Here is a 17,214-nt window from a genome sequence, read left to right on the forward strand (position 1 = left end):
CCTGCCGGCGTGCTCGCCCGCGGGCTAAAAACGCTCCGCGTTTTCTTTACGCCCGCGCCTCGACCGAGGTTCGAATCCATGCGGTGTTGCCATAAAAGAAAAGCCCCCGTTGCCGGAGGCTTTCAATTTCAATTGGTGCGGCGTATAGGATTCGAACCTATGACGTTCTGATTCGTAGTCAGACCCTCTATCCAGCTGAGGTAACGCCGCGACTCGTTGATTATTATGCACATCGACTGAATAAAGGTCAAGCATTTTTCGAAAAAAGTTATCGAATTTGAATTTTACTCATTTTTGACCACTTGATGCGATCTTCAACGCATCGCGATATAAGAAAAGCTCCCGTTGCCGGGAGCTTTAAAATCAAATGGTGCGGCGTATAGGATTCCGCGCATCCGCTGCGCGGATCCGCACCGGCTTCGCCCGCCTGCCGGCGTGCTCGCCCGCGGGCTAAAAACGCTCCGCGTTTTCTTGACGCCCGCGCCTCGACCGAGGTTCGAATCTCCGCAATGCTCCCATATAAGAAAAGCCCCCGTCGCCGGGAGCTTTAAAGTCAATTGGTGCGGCGTATAGGATTCGAACCTATGACGTTCTGATTCGTAGTCAGACCCTCTATCCAGCTGAGGTAACGCCGCAACGCACGGATTATTATGCACGTGACCCCTCGATGGGTCAAGCGACAATTTGGAAAAATTTTACGAAGTGATGATTAAGACGCCCGCGCCTCGACCGAGGTTCGGATCCATGCGGTGTTGCCATAAAAGAAAAGCCCCCGTTGCCGGAGGCTTTCAATCTCAATTGGTGCGGCGTATAGGATTCCGCGCATCCGCTGCGCGGATCCGCACCGGCTTCGCCCGCCTGCCGGCGCGCTCGCCCGCGGGCTAAAAACGCTCCGCGTTTTCTTTACGCCCGCGCCTCGACCGAGGTTCGAATCCATGCGGTGTTGCCATAAAAGAAAAGCCCCCGTTGCCGGAGGCTTTCAATTTCAATTGGTGCGGCGTATAGGATTCGAACCTATGACGTTCTGATTCGTAGTCAGACCCTCTATCCAGCTGAGGTAACGCCGCAGCGCAAGACATATAAAACCACTTTAGCTTATTGGAGTCAAGCACAATTTCAAACTTTTTTGTGGAACGCAGTCTTGTCATGCTGCTCCGCATATACCGCCGTTCCCCGTACGATCGATTGGCTTTTCGATCACGTCAAACTTAGCATCAAGTTCCCTCAGGAGCGATCTCACCCGCTGGGCACAATCATAATCGGCAAACGAGATGCTCAACATGCGAGCAACCTGGTTAGATGTCCGGACCCCATAGAAGTGCTCCAGGGCCACAAGCCCTTCGTGCGCCACAAAGGTCTCGACCACATGCGGCGATTCCTCAAAACACCATTGGGTCAACGGACCCTCGCTCGTCTGTCGAACCACCAGGCCACCCATGCCAGACGGCTCACACGTTACAAGCAGGTACTCCCCGCCCTCGTCGCTCTCAAACAAAACCACCCGATCATCAAACAGCTCCATCGCATCCCCTTTCTCTCGCTCTTATCTAGTAAAAGCATAGCAGGTAGATGACTGTATACAGAACATTTGTTCGTGTGTTTTCTATTGAGCTGTCCGCACGGCATGGTATGGACCTGCGCACAAAATAGGGCGCCCCCGAAGGAGCGCCCTTGCATATCGCCTATGCAGCCAAGTTACGCGACCGGCTCGATCTTCTCGAGGCCGCCCATGTAGGGACGCAGGACCTCGGGGATCGTGATGGTGCCGTCGGCGTTCTGGTAGTTCTCCAGAATGGCAGCCATGGTACGACCGGCCGGCAGGCCGGAACCGTTAAGGGTGTGCAGGTAGCGCGAACCCTTGAAGTTCTCGGGGTCGCGATACTTGATGTTGGCGCGGCGAGCCTGGAAGTCACCGCAGTTGGAGCAGGAGCTGATCTCCTTGTAGGCGTTGTAGCTCGGCAGCCAGACCTCGACGTCGTAGGTCTGACGGGCAGAGAAGCCCAGGTCGCCGGTGCACAGGCTAATCACGCGATACGGAAGACCCAGCTGCTGCAGCAGGTACTCGGCCTCGGCGGTCATGCTCTCGAGCTCCTCGTCGGACTCCTCCGGCTTGGCAAACTTGACCATCTCGACCTTGTCGAACTCGTGCTGACGGATGATGCCGCGGGTGTCGCGACCGGCGGAACCGGCCTCCTCGCGGAAGCAGGGGGTGAAGGCGGTGTAGCGGCGCGGCAGGGTATCGGCGTCGAGGACCTCACCGGCGTGCAGGTTGGTGAGCACGACCTCGGCGGTGGGGATCAGGAAGTTGTCGCCCGAGACGTGATAGGCGTCGTCCTCGAACTTGGGCAGCTGGCCCGTGCCGAACATGGTCTGACGCTTGACGACGATGGGCGGCCACCACTCCTTAAAACCACGGCTGGTGTGCGTATCGAGGAAGAAGTTGATGAGGGCGCGCTCAAGACGGGCGCCGGCGCCACCGAGAACGGTGAAGCGGCTGCCGGAGAGCTTGTTGCCGCGCTCGAAGTCGAGGATGTCGAGGTCGGTGCCCAGATCCCAATGCGGCTTAAAGTCGAAGTCGAACTCGCGCGGGGTGCCCCAACGACGGCGCTCGATGTTCTCGTCCTCGTCCTTGCCGTACGGCGTGGCCTCGCAAGGAATGTTGGGCAGGTGAGCCATAAAGTCGTACTGCTCCTGCTCGAGAGCAGTGCGGCGCTCGGCCAGACCGTCAATTTTCTCGTTGACGGCGCGCACGGCCTCTTTGGCGGCCTCGGCCTCGTCCTTCTTGCCCTCCTTCATCAGGGCGCCGATCTTCTTGGACTCGGCATTGCGCGTGGCTTGAAGTTCCTCAACCTCAGTGATGACGGCACGACGCTCGTCGTCGAGCTCAAAGAACTTCTCGCGATCCCAAGACGTCTGGCGGTTAGCCATGGCGACATCGATGGCATCGGGGTTCTCGCGAACAAACTTGATATCAAGCATTAGATCCTCCGGCGATATACATTCCATTTAGGTTGCAACCTTGTACATGTATGGGCAAGTATATACTTATGAGCGTTTACGACCCAACTCAACTACGCAAGAAGGCACCCAATGGACGCAGTTTTTTCCTTTTTGTTTGGCACCCGCACCGGTTTTGCCATCCTTTTCGCCGGCGGCATCCTGCTGTTTGCGATTATTGCCTTTGTAATGGAGAAGCGCACCCATAAGATGTATGTCGACCGCGGCCCCAAGTCCGAGGACGAAGAAGACAGCTTCTGGGACTAACCTGCCAAAAAGGGACAGGTTTATTTTGGTCGGTTTTATCTGGGCAAACGCAAGTGCCCCGCAACTGGAATTGAGCCAGTTGCGGGGCACTTTTCGCTAAAAGGACAAAACCGCAGGAAAAACCTGCCAAAATAAACTGTCCCTTTTTTGGTCGGTTTTACTGGAGGGTTGCGTCGATTGCCTTGACCAGGGCGCTGCGCATGCCGGCGTCCTCGAGCGCAACGACGCCCTTGATGGTGGCACCACCGGGCGAGCATACGGCATCCTTCATCGCCGCAGGATGCTGGCCAGTTGCAAGCTGCAGCTTTGCCGTACCCAGCACCATCTGGCTCACAATGCGATAAGCATCCGCACGCGGAATACCGTGCTTGACCGCCGCATCGCCCAGGGCCTCGATTGCCATGGCGACAAACGCCGGAGCGCAACCACCCACCGTGCCGCCCACAAACAGCAGGCTTGCGTCGAGCTCGACGACAGCGCCAAGCTTACCGAGCAGGTCGAGCACCACAGCACGCTGCTCGTCGTTAAGCGTCGAAGCCTTCTCGCAGGCGATGACGCCCTCGCCCACCGAAACCGGTGTATTAGGCACCGTCGAGATATGCGCGACGCCCGGCAGGACCTGCTCCCACTTGGCACTGTCCCAGGTCCAGGCAACCGACAGAACGACCTTTTTGGCAAGAGCATCCTTGAGCGGGGCGAATACCTTCTCAATCATGTACGGCTTGACCGCAGCGACCACGATATCGGATGCGGCGACAACCTCGGCGGCATCGTGGCAAGCGGCCATCCCGCGCGCCTCACAGCGCTCAACCAGTGCGTCGTAGCGACCCGCACAGGCGCACATGTCGCTCGCAGCTACACCGGCAGCGATCCAGCCATCAGCCATAGCGCTCGCCATATTGCCAAAACCGACAAATCCAATCTTCATATCTCATAGTCCTTTCAGACACATTCCTCAAAACGAAAGGTATTGTCCCACGCCATTGTTTCGTATTGCCAACCTATTTGTGATACGGCTCGCCACGGCTGATCTTGCAGGCACGGTAAATCTGCTCTAGCAGCACCACACGCGCCAGGTTATGCGGCAAGGTAATGCGTCCAAAGCTGAGCATCTCGTCGGCGCGGGCGCGCACCTCATCACTCACGCCGTCCGAACCGCCGATTACAAAGGCAATGTCGCTGCTGCCTCGCAGCATAAGATCGTCGAGCCTCGCCGAGAGCTCCTCACTCGAACGCTCCTTGCCCTCAATGGCCAGCAAGATCACATGCGCTCGAGACGGCAAGGCAGCAAGAATCGCCGCCCCCTCCCTGTCGCGTGCGGCACCCACGCCGCCCGCCTTAGCCGGGTCGATATCGGCCACCTCGCGGATATCAACCTTGGCATAGGCACCTAGGCGCTTGGTGTACTCAGCGCACGCGTCCTTCCAAAAGCGCTCCTTGAGCTTGCCAACACAAACGACGGTGTATTTCACGCGCGCCTACTCCTTCGAATCGTTTTGAACTTTGCCGGCAGCCAGCATCTGCTCGAACATAGAGGCCGACTGCGAGAAGTCGCTCGGCAACACGACCGTCGAGGTTTTGCCCGTACGTGCGAACTCCGTCATCATCTCGGTCCACTGCGTAAACATGAACAGCTGGTTGGCCTCATCGTTGCCAACGCCTGTCTCCTGGATAATCTCGAGCGAATCCTTGATGCCCAGCGCGATGGCTTTGCGCTGGTTGGCGATGCCTTCGCCTGCCTTTTCCATCGCCTCGGCCTCGGCGGTCGCCTCGGTGACGCGCTTGATGCGGTCGGCCTCGGCGAGCTCCTGCGCGGCAGCGCGCTTGCGCTGGGCGGCGTTGATGTCGTTCATGGAGTTCTCGACCTCGGTCGGCAGTGCGATTTTGGTGATGAGCGTCGACACGAGGGTGAAGCCGTAGGCGGCCATCTGCTCGGAAACGGTAGCGTTGACATCCTTGGCGATGTCATCCTTCTTGGCAAAGACCTCATCGAGTGTGTAGACGGGGATGGAGGAGCGCAGGGCATCGGTGATGAAGTCGCGCATCTGGTCGACGGGCTCCTGCAGCATGTAGTAGCTCTTGTAGATGCCCGAATCTGCCGGGCCGGCGCCCATGTCGTAGCTCACGTGGTACTGAGCGGAGACCTCAAGGCCGATGGTCACGTTGTCCTGGGTCTTAACGTCGATGCCAAAACCGTTTTTCATGGTGCGCAGACTCACCGTGGCGGCTTTGCGGTCGATCACGGGCACCTTCATGTGAAAGCCAGCGTTGACGATGCGGTTGAACTTGCCCAGGCGCTCGATGATCACAGCGTGCTGCTGCTCAACGACGTAGCAAGCGTTGGGGAGCAGCAGCAACAGGATGATGATGGGAATCAAAAGGCTGGTAAGGGCGGCGATGATACCGGAAAACAGCATGGTCTCTCCTCTGATAGGCACACGTTGGCATTAGGATACCCGTCCAAGGAGATCGTGCATAACAAAAAAGCTCCCATTGCTGGGAGCTCTTTCATTTAATGGTGCGGGCGAAAGGACGTCCGCGTATCCGCTTCGCGGATCCGCACCGGCTTCGCCCGCCTGCCGGCGGACTCGCCAGCTCGCTAAAAACGCTCCGCGTTTTCTTGACGCTCGCTCCTTCGCAGGTTCAAGTCCCCGCGATGGGCCCATAACAAAAAAGCTCCCATTGCTGGGAGCTCTTTCATTTAATGGTGCGGGCGAAAGGACTTGAACCTTCATGGGGTTGCCCCCATACGGACCTGAACCGTACGCGTCTGCCAATTCCGCCACGCCCGCGTGCAGGAATTAGAATAACGGAGCGCCATCGCGAACGCAAGAACTATTTTTGAAAAAGTTTGCAGGCATTTTCCCAAGCTGCTCGCGCGATTGCCTCGGCGTCCTCGCTGGTACGATCGACGCGGTCGTTGACCAGCGCGTTTGCCGTAATGGAAATCATTGCAGGCTCGCACTCAAGACCGCGAATGGGCTCCGGCGCCATATAGGGACAATCCGTCTCAAACAAAATACGGTCGAGCGGGGTTGCCGCGAATGCCTCGCGCACGTCGTCGTTACGCTTAAAGGTGGCCGCACCACCATAGGCGATATAGCAGCCCAGCTCCACAAAGCGCTCCATCGTGGCGCGGTCCTCGCCAAAACAGTGCAGCACACAACCGGCCTGGGGCACGCCCACCTCACGAAGCACGTTGTAGGCGTCCACGTGCGAGGTACGCTCATGGTCCGTGTCCTCGTGACGCAGATGCAGCTCCACCGGCACGTTACGGCACACGGCAAGCTCGAGCTGGCGCGCCATGCAGTCAATCTGCACGTTATGGGGTGCCGGCGCGATATCGTCGTCATAGTCCATGTGGTAGTCCAGACCGATTTCGCCAATACCGGCGCATAAGGAGTCATCGAGCGCAGCAACAACCTGCGCGTGAATGTCGTCGGTATAGTCCGGCGCGCCATACGGATGCACGCCGGCAAGATACTTGATCTGCGGGATATCCTGCATCGGCAGAATCTCGCGCGTCAGCCAGTCGCTATAGTCCGTCACGCTGCGCTTGTCGGCGATGGGGTCGAAGACCGTCACCAACAGGTCGATGCCTGCCGCCTTGGCACGCACGAGTGTCTCAGGCACATCCTTGCCCCAGAACGAAAGCAGATGCGCATGTGTGTCGGCAAGCGGCGCCAGCGGCACCGGGCAGGCCACCGTTTTCTTCTTTTTGGTAAACGTCACGCGTTCGGCATTAGGCGTCATGGATTAGCTCCTGAGCCAAGCGGACAAAGGCGGCGACGTCGAGCGTCTCGGCGCGCGTGGTGGGTGCGATACCGCAAGCCTCAAAGGCGGCATCGAGCACGTCCTTGGCAAAGCCGTTGGCGCTCATGGAATTGCGGATGGTCTTGCGACGCTGAGCAAATGCAGCGTCAATCACACGGGCCACAAATTCGCGATCGAGTCCTTCGGGCACCACACCGTCAACACGGTCGATACGCACGACGGCCGAGTCCACGTGTGGCGCCGGCATAAAGCAACGCGGCGGCACCTCAAAGCGACCCGTCACCTGCGCATACAGGCCAAGCTTTGCCGTATAGCCGCCATAGGTCTTGTTGCCCGGCACTGCGGCAATGCGATCGGCAACCTCCTTTTGCACCATGACGACGGCACGCTTGAGCGCCGGCATCGTCTGGAAGAACTGCAGGATGATCGTCGCCGCCACGTTATAGGGCAAGTTCGCGACAAATACCGTGGGCTCGCCGCCGGCGGCCTGCTCAATCTGCTCCGGGCCCACCTTGAGCGCGTCGCCCATAATAAAGCGGAAGTTGGCATAGTCGGCGGCATGGGCATCGAGCACCGGCTCGAGCTCGGGGTCGGTCTCGATCGACGTGACGCACGCCGCCTCCTGCAGCAACGCAAGCGTGAGCGTACCAACGCCCGGGCCAACCTCGAGCACGCGCTCATCGCCCGCAAGCTCAGCGAGCTCACAGATACGTTCGATCACATGGTTGTCGATCAGGAAGTTTTGGCCCAGGCGATGCTTGGTCGCAAGGCCAAACTCCTCTAGCAGCTCCCTAGTTGCCGTGGGGTTTGCCAAAGGCGAAGTTGTCATGGTTGCCTCCTTAACATGGTGGCTGCATCGTAAAGTAAAAGGGCATGGACCGTTGCGGCCATGCCCTTACCGTTACACAGCAAATTGCCGATATGGCACTCGCGCGGTCTCTACGCCAGACGCGGGAACAGCGGATCGCCCTTCTCGACGGGCTGACCGCCGGCAAGCAGGCCCCAAGTGCAAATGCCCTTGAGGTCGTCGCTCGCGGCCTCGCCCTCACAGGACAGGCGGCGCAGAGCCTCGACAGAAGTCTGGGGCATGAGCGGCATCAGCAGGTGGGCGGCGATGCGGATGGCCTCGAGCAGGTTGTAAATCACAAATGCCAGCTCGTCGGCCTTGGCCTCGTCCTTGGCAAGCGCCCAGGGCTCGGAGTCCTCGATGTAGTGGTTGGCGGCATGGATGAGTTCCATGACCTCGTCCTTGGCTCCACCGTAATCGAGCACGTCCATCTTGGCCATGTAGCGCTCGACCAAACCGTCGGCAATCTTTGCCAGCGGGTTATCGAACGCGTTGGCAGACGCCGGTTTAGCCGGGGCGCAACCGTCAAAGTACTTGCCGCTCATGTTGAGCGAGCGCGAGATAAGATTGCCCCAGCTGTTGGCCAGGTCGGCGTTGTAGACCTGCTCCATGCGCTCGAAGCTGATGGCGCCGTCGGTGCCGGGGACGACGTCGGTCATGAAGTAGTAGCGATAGCCCTCGACACCCAGCATGTCGATAACATCCTGCGGAGCGATGGCGTTACCGCGGCTCTTGGACATCTTCTCGGCCTTGCCGGTCTCGGCATTGCGCACGGTCAGGAAGCCGTGGGCAAAGACGTGCTCGGGCAGGGCCTCGCCGATGGCCATGAGCATGGCGGGCCAAATGACGCAGTGGAAGCGAATGATGTCCTTACCCACAATATGGAACTGCGCGGGCCAGCGATAGGCCAGCTCGGCACGGGCCTCGTCGGTGTCGACACCGTAGCCGACGGCCGTCATATAGTTGAGCAGCGCATCGAACCACACGTAGGTCACGTGGCCTTCGTCAAACGGGACCTGAATGCCCCAGTCAAAGCTCGTACGGCTCACGGAAAGGTCGTTGAGGCCGCCCTCGACAAAGCTGCGCACCTCGTTCATACGGAACGCAGGCTCAACAAAGTCGGGGTGCTCGTCATAGAGCTTGAGCAGCTTGTCCTGGAAGGCGGAGAGCTTAAAGAAGTAGGACTCCTCCTGCACGCGCTCGAGCGGACGGTGGCAATCGGGGCACAGGTGCTGGCCGACGCTACCGTACTCTTCGTCGCCCTTCTGGACCTGCGTATCGGTAAAGTAGGTCTCGTCGGGCACGCAGTACCAGCCGTCATAGCTGCCCTTATACAGGTAGCCGGACTCCTTCATGCGCTCCCACAGATACTGCACGGCGTGATGCTGGCGCGGCTCGGTGGTGCGAATGAAGTCGTCGTTGGAGATCTCGAGCTTGCTCCAAAGCTCCTTGAAGTGCGGAGCCTGGCTGTCGGTCCACTCCTGCGGCGTCATGTTGTGCTTGGCAGCGGCCTCGGCGACCTTCTCGCCGTGCTCGTCCATGCCGGTCAGGAACTTGACGTTATAGCCGGCAGAGCGACGATAGCGAGCCTGAACGTCGGCGATGATGGTGGAATAAGCCGTGCCCAGGTGCGGATCGGCGTTGACGTAGTAGATGGGCGTCGTGATAAAGAACGAAGGCTTGCTTTGATCCATGGGGTTTGTCCTCCAGAAAAACGTTGCATACAGGGGATGATTCTAGCGCAAGGGCTGGATATCCTCCATCTATTGCATATCGAGCACCATGGCATAGACATCGCGCTTGCGGCGCGAATACTTCTGAGACAGGCGCTTGGCCACCGCAGAGGCGGGCTCCCCCTCCTCGAGCGCGGTGCGGATATCCTCGCGCAGGGCCTCGTCGGGATCCGCCACCGCAGCGCCAACCGGCGCGATGCCGGCCTCCTCATCCTCGCTCGGCGGCGCGATGACCAGCGCAATCTCGCCCTTTACCTCGCCGCGAGCACGCAGCTCCTCGGCAAGCTGGTCAGCGGGCCCGCGCAAGACCTCCTCGTGCAGCTTGGTGAGTTCGCGGCAGACGGCAACCTCACGCTGGGGAAAGACCTCCGCCACGGCCTCGAGCGTCGCCACGATGCGATGTGGAGACTCGTAGAAGATGAGTGCGCCGGGCACCACGGCAAGGCGCTGCAAACGGCGCACACGGTCGCCGTGCTTTCGGCCCAAAAAGCCCTCGAAGAAAAAATGCTCGCAGGGAATGCCGGACGAAACAAGCGCCGTGACGCAAGCAGAGGGCCCGGGAATAACTTCGACGGGCGCATCGGCCTCACGCGCCGCCTCGACCAGCGCCTGGCCGGGATCGGACACGCTCGGCATGCCGGCGTCCGAGGCAAAGGCGAGGGTCTCCCCCGCCAGCAGACGGTCGACCAGGCCGGCAGCGCGGCTAGCGATCACATTCTCGTCGCAACGGACAAGCGGCTTGGAAATGCCCAGGTGCATCAGCAGCTTTGACGTCACACGCGTGTCTTCGCAGCAGATGGCATCAGCGGCGGCAAAAGCCTCACCAACGCGCGGGGACAGGTCGCCCAGGTTGCCGATGGGCGTGCCGACCACATAGAGTTTGCCCGTATGGGCGCTGTTTTGCGTCATATCAACCTATTCAATCATGCCGCGCTCGAGCGTACCGAGCGCCGCGCGGGCGTCCCATGCTGCAATGCGCTTCTCGGTCTTCCACGTTTGGAAGAACCAACCGGCAGCCGGCGCAAACGATGCCAGCTGGTTGGCGATAAACACGCGCTCGTAGGCATTGCGGCCCTCGGGCGTAACCGACGAGTTGGCAAAGATCGCCGCGCCCGACCATTCGCCCACCAGCACGGGGAACCCAGTCGAAATCGCTTCTTTAAGTTCGCGCTTGTTACGCGAAATCGCCGTCGTCAGCCCGCGAGGGCTCGTGATGTCGAGCGCATACTCGTCGCGGTAATGGTACAGGTGAAGGTCCATGTAGACGTTCTTGTACTTGGCGCCGCGCATAAAATGCTTCCACTCGCTGGGATGCCCCGACGACGAGAAGACGACGATTTTACCCTCGGGCATATACGAACGGACGAGCTCGTAGGCATCGCGATAGAAATTGCGCAGGTAGTGAGCAGGAATGCCATCCGTCATGGTGAAGAGGCTCTTGCGAACGCTCATCTGCGGCGTGTCCAGCAGCTCAATGCCCAGCAGGCTCTCGGCCTCGCCATAGCGATCGGCCAAGCGCTCAAGCACGTCGAGTGCGACATGACGGCCGTTGGTGGACGAATGCCACTCGGCGACAGCCTCCGGCGTGGTGGGTGAATCGTTGGAATCGCCCTGGCCACCGGGCACAGTTGCCAGATCGAGCAGCACGCGGATGTCGTACTTGGCAGCCCACTCAATCGCGCGGTCGATGTAATCGACAACCGATATGTAGGAGGCATCGGACTCCTGTGAGCCAAAGGCATACCAGGGCACCGGCAGACGCACGGCATTGAGACCGATCTGCGCCATGCGGCGAAAATCGTCCTCGCTCACAAACGTCTCGTAATGGCGGCGCATGCGCTCGTTATAGGCGGCGGTACCCATGGCCTCCTGTAGCTCGGCCGCGTTGGATGCACCGGTCGCCGCGTACAGCGACGGGGTCACCCAAGGCTCGGGAATAAACCAGCCAGAGAGATTAACGCCGAGTATCCTCTCCATCACTGCCCCCTTCGGATCATGCAGGTCGAACCCGCATCGTATTGCATAGGATAAGTATCGTTTTGAGTATACCCGCGCGTGCGGACAGGCGACCGAACGGTCTGTAAAGTGACGCGAAAGTGGGAGAAATGTCTGGGGCGGGCGGGCTCGGAATGGTGCGACGAGGTGTGTACGCGCGCCGGAGGCAGGCACCGGAAAGTGTGTCCCGTTCTATCGCTCAATAATGGGGCGCATTTTCCGTTAGCAGGCCCAACCGGAAAGCGCGACCCGCAATTTCGCGTCATTCCGGGTCGCGCTTTCCCAGACAGGCCCGAAGCGGAAAGTGTGTCCCGTTCTGAGCCCTTATTCTGGGACGCAGTTTCCGCAGAACCCTACATAAAAGAAAAGGACCCCTTTGCAGAGGTCCTAGTCAATTCAAGGTGGCGGGGAAGGGAATCGCGTCCGCGCGCTGCGCGGACGGACCGCTGCGGCGCTTACGCGCCTTGCGAGCTGCGCTGGCAAACGCTTACGCGTTTACTCAGCTCCGCGCCCTCACGGGGTTCGATTCCATGTAGGGGCCGCATAAAAGAAAAGGACCCCTTTGCAGAGGTCCTAGTCAATTCAAGGTGGCGGGGAAGGGAATCGAACCCCTGACACGAGGATTTTCAGTCCTCTGCTCTACCAACTGAGCTACCCAGCCATTTGAGGTGTGCCTTGTTTCAAGGCTTGATTAGTATAACCAAGGACGCGTTCCGGTCAACCGAGAATTTCAAAAAAGTTTTTGAGCACAGCCTCGGTTCTTTAAATCGGCACGTCAGAGGCATCAGCCGGCAGCAAGAAGTTTTTCGCTCAGAGCCGCACGGGCAAACTCACTTGGCGTCATCCCCTCGGCAGCCGCCCGTCGACGAATGGCCTCCTTCATTCCCAGAGGAATCTTGACCGACAGCGTTGCCGTCCCCTCACCTGAGAGTGGGGGCCGTCCATGCACGATCCCACCAACGGTGTGTTCGCCATCCGGAAACTCTCCGCGCTCGTACGACTCGCACCACGCGTCAATCATTTCATCCGTTACAACCTGACCATTAGCGGCCGTATACGTCTTACCCATCATCGACCCCTTCCGTCAGGTGCTTTTTAGCGTTGGGATGGATCTCAACATCCATGCATCTTCTCCTCCATCTTACCCAATTTCGTATGACGAAAGTCCGCTGTCGCCAATTCTTAAGCCGGCACGCGTTGGAGAGCAGGGGTCGAAACAATGATTGAAGAGCGCTCTAGTGCGGCCCAGGCGCCGGGGCAGGAGCACATACGCCAAGGACATACGTTTTCGCAGCGCGCGAGAATATTGCCGTCGCGATCGATGAAGGCGATGTCGATGGGATAGGCCATAAAACACGTATGGACCGAAGAGCAGCGTGGAAACGCCATGACAAGCGGCAGGCCGTTGGCGGCAACCGGACGCCGTCCCAGCATGCCGCGCAGGCGCACGACAAACGACTCCGCCACCGCAAACTCGGCCGGCGTCCAACCCAGCCTATTGAGTGCCCGCGCGTAGGCGATGTAGGACGAGACCGCGGTCACATGACCACCCCCGGGCGCCATGGATCGACCGTCACCGCGCGCTCGTGCGACAACGTTGTCGGCGCCCCCAGCGGAACGCCAGCGATGCTGAGAGAAGTCGGCCACGGCTCATAGTGCATGGTGCAGGTGTAGGTCCTAAACGTACCGGATAGGGAGAGCAGGCCACCATCCGATGCCTCCGCGCCTTGCTCGCTCGACACTTCGATCTGCAAGTCATAGCCTTCCATGGCATTCAGAATTTGAGTCTGGACCGTCGCCGAGGCATCGACAGAGCTTTCGTCGCCCTCCCCCTCCGACGCCACGGCGTGCGCCAACACGATGTCGGGCACCACGCGGTCGAAGCGCGCAACAGCGCTGGCAAAGATCATGACGTTGTACACAATGAGTGCCAGCACCAGCAAAACGGGCGTAACCACTGCCATCTCCACCGTCGCCTGGGCGCGCTCCTCGCGCAGACGCATGCGGATACTCATTACGACCCACCGCCCAGAGCGCCAACCAGCGTGGCGACATCGACGGTAAGCGGGATGGAGCCGCCGCCGGGCAGAGGAATCTCCGCAAGCGTGAACACCGTACCGCTGATGGTGCGTTCGACTTGATATTCCAACGCCTCGCAAAGCGCCTTGGGATCGGTCACGCCCAACGGAATACTTCGCAGTTTGTCTTGCGCTTGAGAGAGACCAGCAATGTCAGACCCCGGGCCCTTAATGACGTTGGCGGAATCAGTCAGCACCGGCTTTCGCAGGCGCAAGTCGCACGGTTCCAAACCCAGCGCCGCCACGGACGCCGAAACGGTATCGCCGAGCCACGATGCAATGGAGCCCAACGCGCCGCTGCCCCCTCCTAGGCCTTTAATCATCTCATCCATAAGTTCGTCGGCCGAACCTTGGATGTCTCCGTATCCCACAAGCAGCCGTCCCCAGACATCCATGACGCCATCGAGTACGCCGGCAACGCTACCCGAGCGTTCCTTCAATGTCGAGAAAAATCGCGAAAGCACGTTGTTTTGCGCCGTCGCCTCATCGGGCGCCAGTACCGCGGCAGAGATGGCGCCGCGACTGCCAAGCTCAACCGCCGTGTTAAACGAAGAGTTAAGTTGATCGGGGCTGGTAATATCACCCGAAACTGCAAAGGCGACTACGCCGTTGCGGCCAGGTGGGGCGATACGCGGACGCTCACCGGAAAGTTCTTTGATGGCGGTATCGAACGCATTGCCCGCACGGTCGGCTTCGCCCTCGGTCTGACGCTCGAGCTCGAGCTCCTTGTTGCGACAGTCGACGTAGTCCTCCAGGGCGTCTTTAAACTTGTCAAAGTGATACTCGAAGCCGTTTTCGATAGAGGTTGAAGGCGCCGCAACAGCACCAAGCGACAAAACGCCAAAATGGCATTTGCTGCATTTATCCTGTCCATCGTAATCGGCAACCGAAGCAAATCCGCTCGGCGTCCCTTTCTTATAGTTAGGGCAGGTCGTCCCGTAATGCAGATACGCCTTGTCATCGTTCACGCTCGTCGGCCACACCGCATCGGTATAGAGCTCCGTCGCCCGAACCTCATCAGAGTTGCGCGGCAGCAGCGGAATATAGGAGGAAACCCTGTCTCCGTTCTCGGTTATATGTGCCCGATCGACCTCCGCGCTCGCATAGGTATAAAACACCTTACGCGCCGCAGACTCTGCCTTCATCTCGACACTCGAGCCGTGGGGCTTCTCATTTGTCAGACGCCAATGGTAGTAGTCCTTCGCGCGATCAAGGGCAACTTGGGGCTCCCACGTAACGCTCGATGAGTAATGCGGATTTTGAACACCGGAGAGATCCGTTAGGCTTTTCGCACGCTCCCACATGCAAGAACAGCTGCCGACCGAGCCCTTGTCAGACCCACCACAATCCGCCAGCCAAGCACGCTCTTTAGCCTTCGCCGTGTCCTCAGAAGCCTTCCGCAGCTCCTCGGCCGCACACTCTAAATCATCTGATGTGTCTTTAATGCTATCGGTCGAGATCTCTGATCCTTTGAGCGCAGCGAAGTCAGACTCGGATGTCCTGGGCACGGCAAGCGCCGTACCGGTATAGGTCACACTATCGGTATCCTGCGCCGACACCGCCTGCGTGGCACGCGCGGCGATCAGATACGGCAGAGCCGTCTCGATTTTCTGTAAGCCTTCCGATGCGCTTTTGGCAAACTTGTTGCGCGTTTTAATGATCTCAATCCCGGTGTCGACCATATTGCCGGCAACCGGCTCGGCACCCGGGATGAGGATGGCGACCAGGCCCGTCCCGATCGTGGCAAACCCCGCCAGCCCCAGACTCAAGATGCTCGCATCAACCACCGTGGCAGCCGTGTGATAGGACGACACTACGTTGGCACCCGCCAGCGCGCCGCTATCAGCCGCCACCTGGGTATCCCCGGCACGCGACATGCTCCATATCGCCGCGGTCGACGAAAACAACAATGTGAGCACCACTAGGATGACCACGGCAGAAGAAAGCGTGGTATAGGCGCCGTCTTCGATAAACAGATCGACACCGGCTCGACCCATAAAGCCGCCTCGCTTGCGATGGCAGCTCAGACGGTGCGTCAAAACGCGTCTAGACCAGAAACACTTAATCCCATGCAGCAATCCACGAATCATAATCTCCCTCCAGCCATTCGGGACGCGATTGATACGAGACATCGACCTTGAGCTCAACGTAGCCGCCCTCGGCGGTACCACCCATAGCCTGCGCAAACGCACCGATCACAGGCAACGGCTTGACCTCGCCGGAAACGGACACGGACGAGACGCCACCCGCACCGGCCCGGCCAAGCTCGATATCCCACGACAACGGCCCGCCGGCATGAAAGATCGAAACGTTGGGCACTGCGGCAAGTCGGCGGCGGGTGAACTCCTTAAGATCGTCGTCCTCCGCCGTCGTTGTGGTCATGAGCCGCGCGGTCTCGGCGGCGGCAGACTCCATGACCGCGCGCGTATAGAGCAGGCACACCGGTTGCAGCGCGAGAAGGATGAGTGTCAGAAACGTCGGCAGCAAAAAAGCGGCCTCGACCGTAGACTGCGCCCGGTCCTCACGCGCGGCATCAATACAACGCGATGTCCTTAGCGGCCGCAGCGGCGTCGATAACCGACGTCGAGGCAACGCCATGGGATGCCGCCCGCTCAACCAGCGCCGCCAAGCGCCCATCGGTGCCGGCACGCCAAAGTCCCGCGATCGCCAGCACGATCGATAACAGCGCCACCGTGACGATGGCGTATTCGACCGTCGCCTGGGCAGATTCCTCACGCAGGACATCATGCATTTCACGATCCCTCCTTTGAGTCCGTTGCCTGCGGGCTCAGGCGCACGGCGCGCAGACGACACGAAGCATCGCCAGCATCCGCGGCAATTGTCACCATATCGACCCAGCCGCGTCCGTCGCGCACGATGGCGCCCCACACGTTTCCCTTGATGTCGAGATAGCCGCTCAGAGCAAGTTGCGCCGTGGGTACCTCGCGATAGGCACGCAGCATATCCGCCGCCGCTTCGGTCATCGGTCGGCCCTCGGACCATGCAAGCCGGACCGCAATCGCGTTGCCCTCAGGCGAATCCGTCGCAGTGCCAGACCGCTTGTCGAGCGTCCGCAGAAAGGTTTGCGCCGTGACAGCGACATCCGAATCGTCCGCATCTCGCATCTCATCTTTTTGAGACGCCACCGCCGAATCTGAGCCCAAATCGGAGGCGGTCCCAGGACGCTGCTGCCGCGCGGCGTTAAGCCCCCAAAGCACCGCCGCTATCGCCACGGTCAGGCAAGCAAACACCAGCAGCACCCCGATGGGGCGCTCGCCCTCTACAGGCTGTTGATGCCCTCGCTGATAGCGTTCCATAGATCTTGGACCTTGCCCTTAAATGCGACGATGGCGATAATCGCGATCACCACGAGCACGCCGACCAAGATGGCATACTCGGTGGTACCCTGTGCACCCTCCTCCTGCAATAGTTCCTTGGCGCGCTGACGAACATGTGCCGCCCGGCAAAACGCCCAGCCCTGGACCTTGCCAGCAGCGTCAGTCATCGTGTTCATGTATTCCTC

General features: G+C 59.7%; 19 protein-coding genes and 5 tRNA genes. 1 reads left to right on the forward strand and 23 read right to left on the reverse strand.

Translation table 11 applies throughout. The annotated features are described in order from the left end of the window. Window positions 1-133: 133 nt before the first annotated feature. From AAAX32_RS08945 to serS, 5 genes are all read right to left on the reverse strand, one after another. Window positions 134-210: transfer RNA gene (locus tag AAAX32_RS08945), tRNA-Arg, on the reverse strand. A gap of 348 nt (window positions 211-558) precedes the next feature. Beyond that, window positions 559-635, reverse strand: a tRNA-Arg gene (locus tag AAAX32_RS08950). Between the two features lie 355 nt (window positions 636-990). After that, a tRNA-Arg gene (locus tag AAAX32_RS08955) sits at window positions 991-1,067 on the reverse strand. Between the two features lie 77 nt (window positions 1,068-1,144). Continuing rightward, a complete protein-coding gene (locus AAAX32_RS08960) occupies window positions 1,145-1,522 on the reverse strand; it encodes a hypothetical protein (RefSeq protein ID WP_349100610.1) in 378 nt (125 codons plus the stop codon). A gap of 173 nt (window positions 1,523-1,695) precedes the next feature. Continuing rightward, a complete protein-coding gene (gene serS / locus AAAX32_RS08965) occupies window positions 1,696-2,979 on the reverse strand; it encodes a serine--tRNA ligase (RefSeq protein WP_040359108.1) in 1,284 nt (427 codons plus the stop codon). A gap of 111 nt (window positions 2,980-3,090) precedes the next feature. On the opposite strand from serS, the gene AAAX32_RS08970 reads away from it, so the two are divergent. Next, window positions 3,091-3,264, forward strand: a complete 174-nt coding sequence (locus AAAX32_RS08970; RefSeq protein WP_168170424.1) for a DUF6724 family protein — start codon at window positions 3,091-3,093, stop codon at window positions 3,262-3,264. A 157-nt stretch (window positions 3,265-3,421) separates the two neighbouring features. Here the strand turns inward: AAAX32_RS08970 and proC are convergent, their stop codons facing one another. The 18 genes from proC to AAAX32_RS09060 form a co-directional block, all read right to left on the reverse strand. Next, window positions 3,422-4,192, reverse strand: a complete 771-nt coding sequence (gene proC, locus AAAX32_RS08975; RefSeq protein ID WP_349100611.1) for a pyrroline-5-carboxylate reductase — start codon at window positions 4,190-4,192, stop codon at window positions 3,422-3,424. A 73-nt stretch (window positions 4,193-4,265) separates the two neighbouring features. Then, a complete protein-coding gene (rlmH, locus tag AAAX32_RS08980) occupies window positions 4,266-4,736 on the reverse strand; it encodes a 23S rRNA (pseudouridine(1915)-N(3))-methyltransferase RlmH (protein WP_349100612.1) in 471 nt (156 codons plus the stop codon). Window positions 4,737-4,742: 6 nt separating this feature from the next. Then, a complete protein-coding gene (locus tag AAAX32_RS08985; protein ID WP_349100613.1) occupies window positions 4,743-5,681 on the reverse strand; it encodes an SPFH domain-containing protein in 939 nt (312 codons plus the stop codon). Window positions 5,682-5,969: 288 nt separating this feature from the next. Beyond that, window positions 5,970-6,056 (reverse strand) — tRNA-Leu (locus AAAX32_RS08990). Between the two features lie 43 nt (window positions 6,057-6,099). Further along, window positions 6,100-7,017 (reverse strand): TatD family hydrolase, encoded by a 918-nt coding sequence (locus tag AAAX32_RS08995; RefSeq protein WP_349100614.1) that lies wholly within the window; start codon window positions 7,015-7,017, stop codon window positions 6,100-6,102. Then, window positions 7,007-7,867: a 16S rRNA (adenine(1518)-N(6)/adenine(1519)-N(6))-dimethyltransferase RsmA gene (gene rsmA / locus AAAX32_RS09000; protein WP_349100615.1), complete on the reverse strand. Its 861-nt coding sequence runs from the start codon at window positions 7,865-7,867 to the stop codon at window positions 7,007-7,009. The genes AAAX32_RS08995 and rsmA overlap by 11 nt, the downstream gene beginning before the upstream one ends. 110 nt (window positions 7,868-7,977) lie before the next feature. After that, window positions 7,978-9,579 (reverse strand): methionine--tRNA ligase, encoded by a 1,602-nt coding sequence (gene metG / locus AAAX32_RS09005; RefSeq protein WP_349100616.1) that lies wholly within the window; start codon window positions 9,577-9,579, stop codon window positions 7,978-7,980. 69 nt (window positions 9,580-9,648) lie between these two features. Continuing rightward, the gene (rsmI, locus tag AAAX32_RS09010) at window positions 9,649-10,527 is read right to left on the reverse strand and encodes a 16S rRNA (cytidine(1402)-2'-O)-methyltransferase (protein WP_349100618.1); all 879 of its coding nucleotides are present in this window, start codon (window positions 10,525-10,527) and stop codon (window positions 9,649-9,651) included. A gap of 6 nt (window positions 10,528-10,533) precedes the next feature. Beyond that, a complete protein-coding gene (locus AAAX32_RS09015; RefSeq protein ID WP_349100619.1) occupies window positions 10,534-11,595 on the reverse strand; it encodes a cellulase family glycosylhydrolase in 1,062 nt (353 codons plus the stop codon). A gap of 606 nt (window positions 11,596-12,201) precedes the next feature. Further along, window positions 12,202-12,274 (reverse strand) — tRNA-Phe (locus tag AAAX32_RS09020). Window positions 12,275-12,397: 123 nt separating this feature from the next. Beyond that, complete coding sequence (locus AAAX32_RS09025; RefSeq protein WP_035137167.1) at window positions 12,398-12,682, reverse strand: ribbon-helix-helix domain-containing protein; 285 nt, start codon at window positions 12,680-12,682, stop codon at window positions 12,398-12,400. A gap of 113 nt (window positions 12,683-12,795) precedes the next feature. Further along, on the reverse strand, window positions 12,796-13,176 hold the full coding sequence (locus AAAX32_RS09030) for a DUF192 domain-containing protein (RefSeq protein WP_349100620.1): 381 nt from the start codon (window positions 13,174-13,176) through the stop codon (window positions 12,796-12,798). Further along, window positions 13,152-13,628 carry a hypothetical protein gene (locus AAAX32_RS09035; RefSeq protein WP_117655490.1) on the reverse strand — a complete coding sequence of 159 codons (477 nt, stop codon included), beginning with the start codon at window positions 13,626-13,628 and terminating at the stop codon, window positions 13,152-13,154. The genes AAAX32_RS09030 and AAAX32_RS09035 overlap by 25 nt, the downstream gene beginning before the upstream one ends. Then, on the reverse strand, window positions 13,628-15,688 hold the full coding sequence (locus AAAX32_RS09040) for a hypothetical protein (protein WP_349100621.1): 2,061 nt from the start codon (window positions 15,686-15,688) through the stop codon (window positions 13,628-13,630). Before AAAX32_RS09040 ends, AAAX32_RS09035 begins: the two co-directional genes overlap by 1 nt. 64 nt (window positions 15,689-15,752) lie before the next feature. Further along, the gene (locus AAAX32_RS09045) at window positions 15,753-16,289 is read right to left on the reverse strand and encodes a TadE family protein (RefSeq protein ID WP_117563703.1); all 537 of its coding nucleotides are present in this window, start codon (window positions 16,287-16,289) and stop codon (window positions 15,753-15,755) included. After that, window positions 16,225-16,443, reverse strand: coding sequence for a hypothetical protein (locus tag AAAX32_RS09050; protein WP_117563704.1), 219 nt, complete (start codon window positions 16,441-16,443; stop codon window positions 16,225-16,227). Before AAAX32_RS09050 ends, AAAX32_RS09045 begins: the two co-directional genes overlap by 65 nt. Before the next feature lies 1 nt (window position 16,444). After that, on the reverse strand, window positions 16,445-17,008 hold the full coding sequence (locus AAAX32_RS09055; RefSeq protein ID WP_349100622.1) for a hypothetical protein: 564 nt from the start codon (window positions 17,006-17,008) through the stop codon (window positions 16,445-16,447). Further along, window positions 16,972-17,205, reverse strand: a complete 234-nt coding sequence (locus AAAX32_RS09060) for a hypothetical protein (protein WP_349100624.1) — start codon at window positions 17,203-17,205, stop codon at window positions 16,972-16,974. The genes AAAX32_RS09055 and AAAX32_RS09060 overlap by 37 nt, the downstream gene beginning before the upstream one ends. Window positions 17,206-17,214 lie beyond the last annotated feature (9 nt).

The sequence above is a fragment of the Collinsella sp. CLA-ER-H3 genome, assembly GCF_040092425.1.
GTDB lineage: Bacteria > Actinomycetota > Coriobacteriia > Coriobacteriales > Coriobacteriaceae > Collinsella.

What these genes read in the sequence shown, in the direction of transcription:
- AAAX32_RS09045 (WP_117563703.1), bottom strand. Translation starts at nt 16,289, where the DNA reads ATGGCGTTGCCTCGACGTCGGTTATCGACGCCGCTGCGGCCGCTAAGG.
- rsmA (WP_349100615.1), bottom strand. Translation starts at nt 7,867, where the DNA reads ATGACAACTTCGCCTTTGGCAAACCCCACGGCAACTAGGGAGCTGCTA.
- AAAX32_RS09035 (WP_117655490.1), bottom strand. Translation starts at nt 13,628, where the DNA reads ATGAGTATCCGCATGCGTCTGCGCGAGGAGCGCGCCCAGGCGACGGTG.
- AAAX32_RS09050 (WP_117563704.1), bottom strand. Translation starts at nt 16,443, where the DNA reads ATGCATGATGTCCTGCGTGAGGAATCTGCCCAGGCGACGGTCGAATAC.
- AAAX32_RS09060 (WP_349100624.1), bottom strand. Translation starts at nt 17,205, where the DNA reads ATGAACACGATGACTGACGCTGCTGGCAAGGTCCAGGGCTGGGCGTTT.
- AAAX32_RS08960 (WP_349100610.1), bottom strand. Translation starts at nt 1,522, where the DNA reads ATGGAGCTGTTTGATGATCGGGTGGTTTTGTTTGAGAGCGACGAGGGC.
- AAAX32_RS09025 (WP_035137167.1), bottom strand. Translation starts at nt 12,682, where the DNA reads ATGGGTAAGACGTATACGGCCGCTAATGGTCAGGTTGTAACGGATGAA.
- AAAX32_RS09015 (WP_349100619.1), bottom strand. Translation starts at nt 11,595, where the DNA reads ATGGAGAGGATACTCGGCGTTAATCTCTCTGGCTGGTTTATTCCCGAG.
- AAAX32_RS08995 (WP_349100614.1), bottom strand. Translation starts at nt 7,017, where the DNA reads ATGACGCCTAATGCCGAACGCGTGACGTTTACCAAAAAGAAGAAAACG.
- proC (WP_349100611.1), bottom strand. Translation starts at nt 4,192, where the DNA reads ATGAAGATTGGATTTGTCGGTTTTGGCAATATGGCGAGCGCTATGGCT.
- AAAX32_RS09030 (WP_349100620.1), bottom strand. Translation starts at nt 13,176, where the DNA reads ATGGCGCCCGGGGGTGGTCATGTGACCGCGGTCTCGTCCTACATCGCC.
- AAAX32_RS09040 (WP_349100621.1), bottom strand. Translation starts at nt 15,688, where the DNA reads ATGGGTCGAGCCGGTGTCGATCTGTTTATCGAAGACGGCGCCTATACC.
- rsmI (WP_349100618.1), bottom strand. Translation starts at nt 10,527, where the DNA reads ATGACGCAAAACAGCGCCCATACGGGCAAACTCTATGTGGTCGGCACG.
- serS (WP_040359108.1), bottom strand. Translation starts at nt 2,979, where the DNA reads ATGCTTGATATCAAGTTTGTTCGCGAGAACCCCGATGCCATCGATGTC.
- AAAX32_RS08985 (WP_349100613.1), bottom strand. Translation starts at nt 5,681, where the DNA reads ATGCTGTTTTCCGGTATCATCGCCGCCCTTACCAGCCTTTTGATTCCC.
- metG (WP_349100616.1), bottom strand. Translation starts at nt 9,579, where the DNA reads ATGGATCAAAGCAAGCCTTCGTTCTTTATCACGACGCCCATCTACTAC.
- AAAX32_RS09055 (WP_349100622.1), bottom strand. Translation starts at nt 17,008, where the DNA reads ATGGAACGCTATCAGCGAGGGCATCAACAGCCTGTAGAGGGCGAGCGC.
- AAAX32_RS08970 (WP_168170424.1), top strand. Translation starts at nt 3,091, where the DNA reads ATGGACGCAGTTTTTTCCTTTTTGTTTGGCACCCGCACCGGTTTTGCC.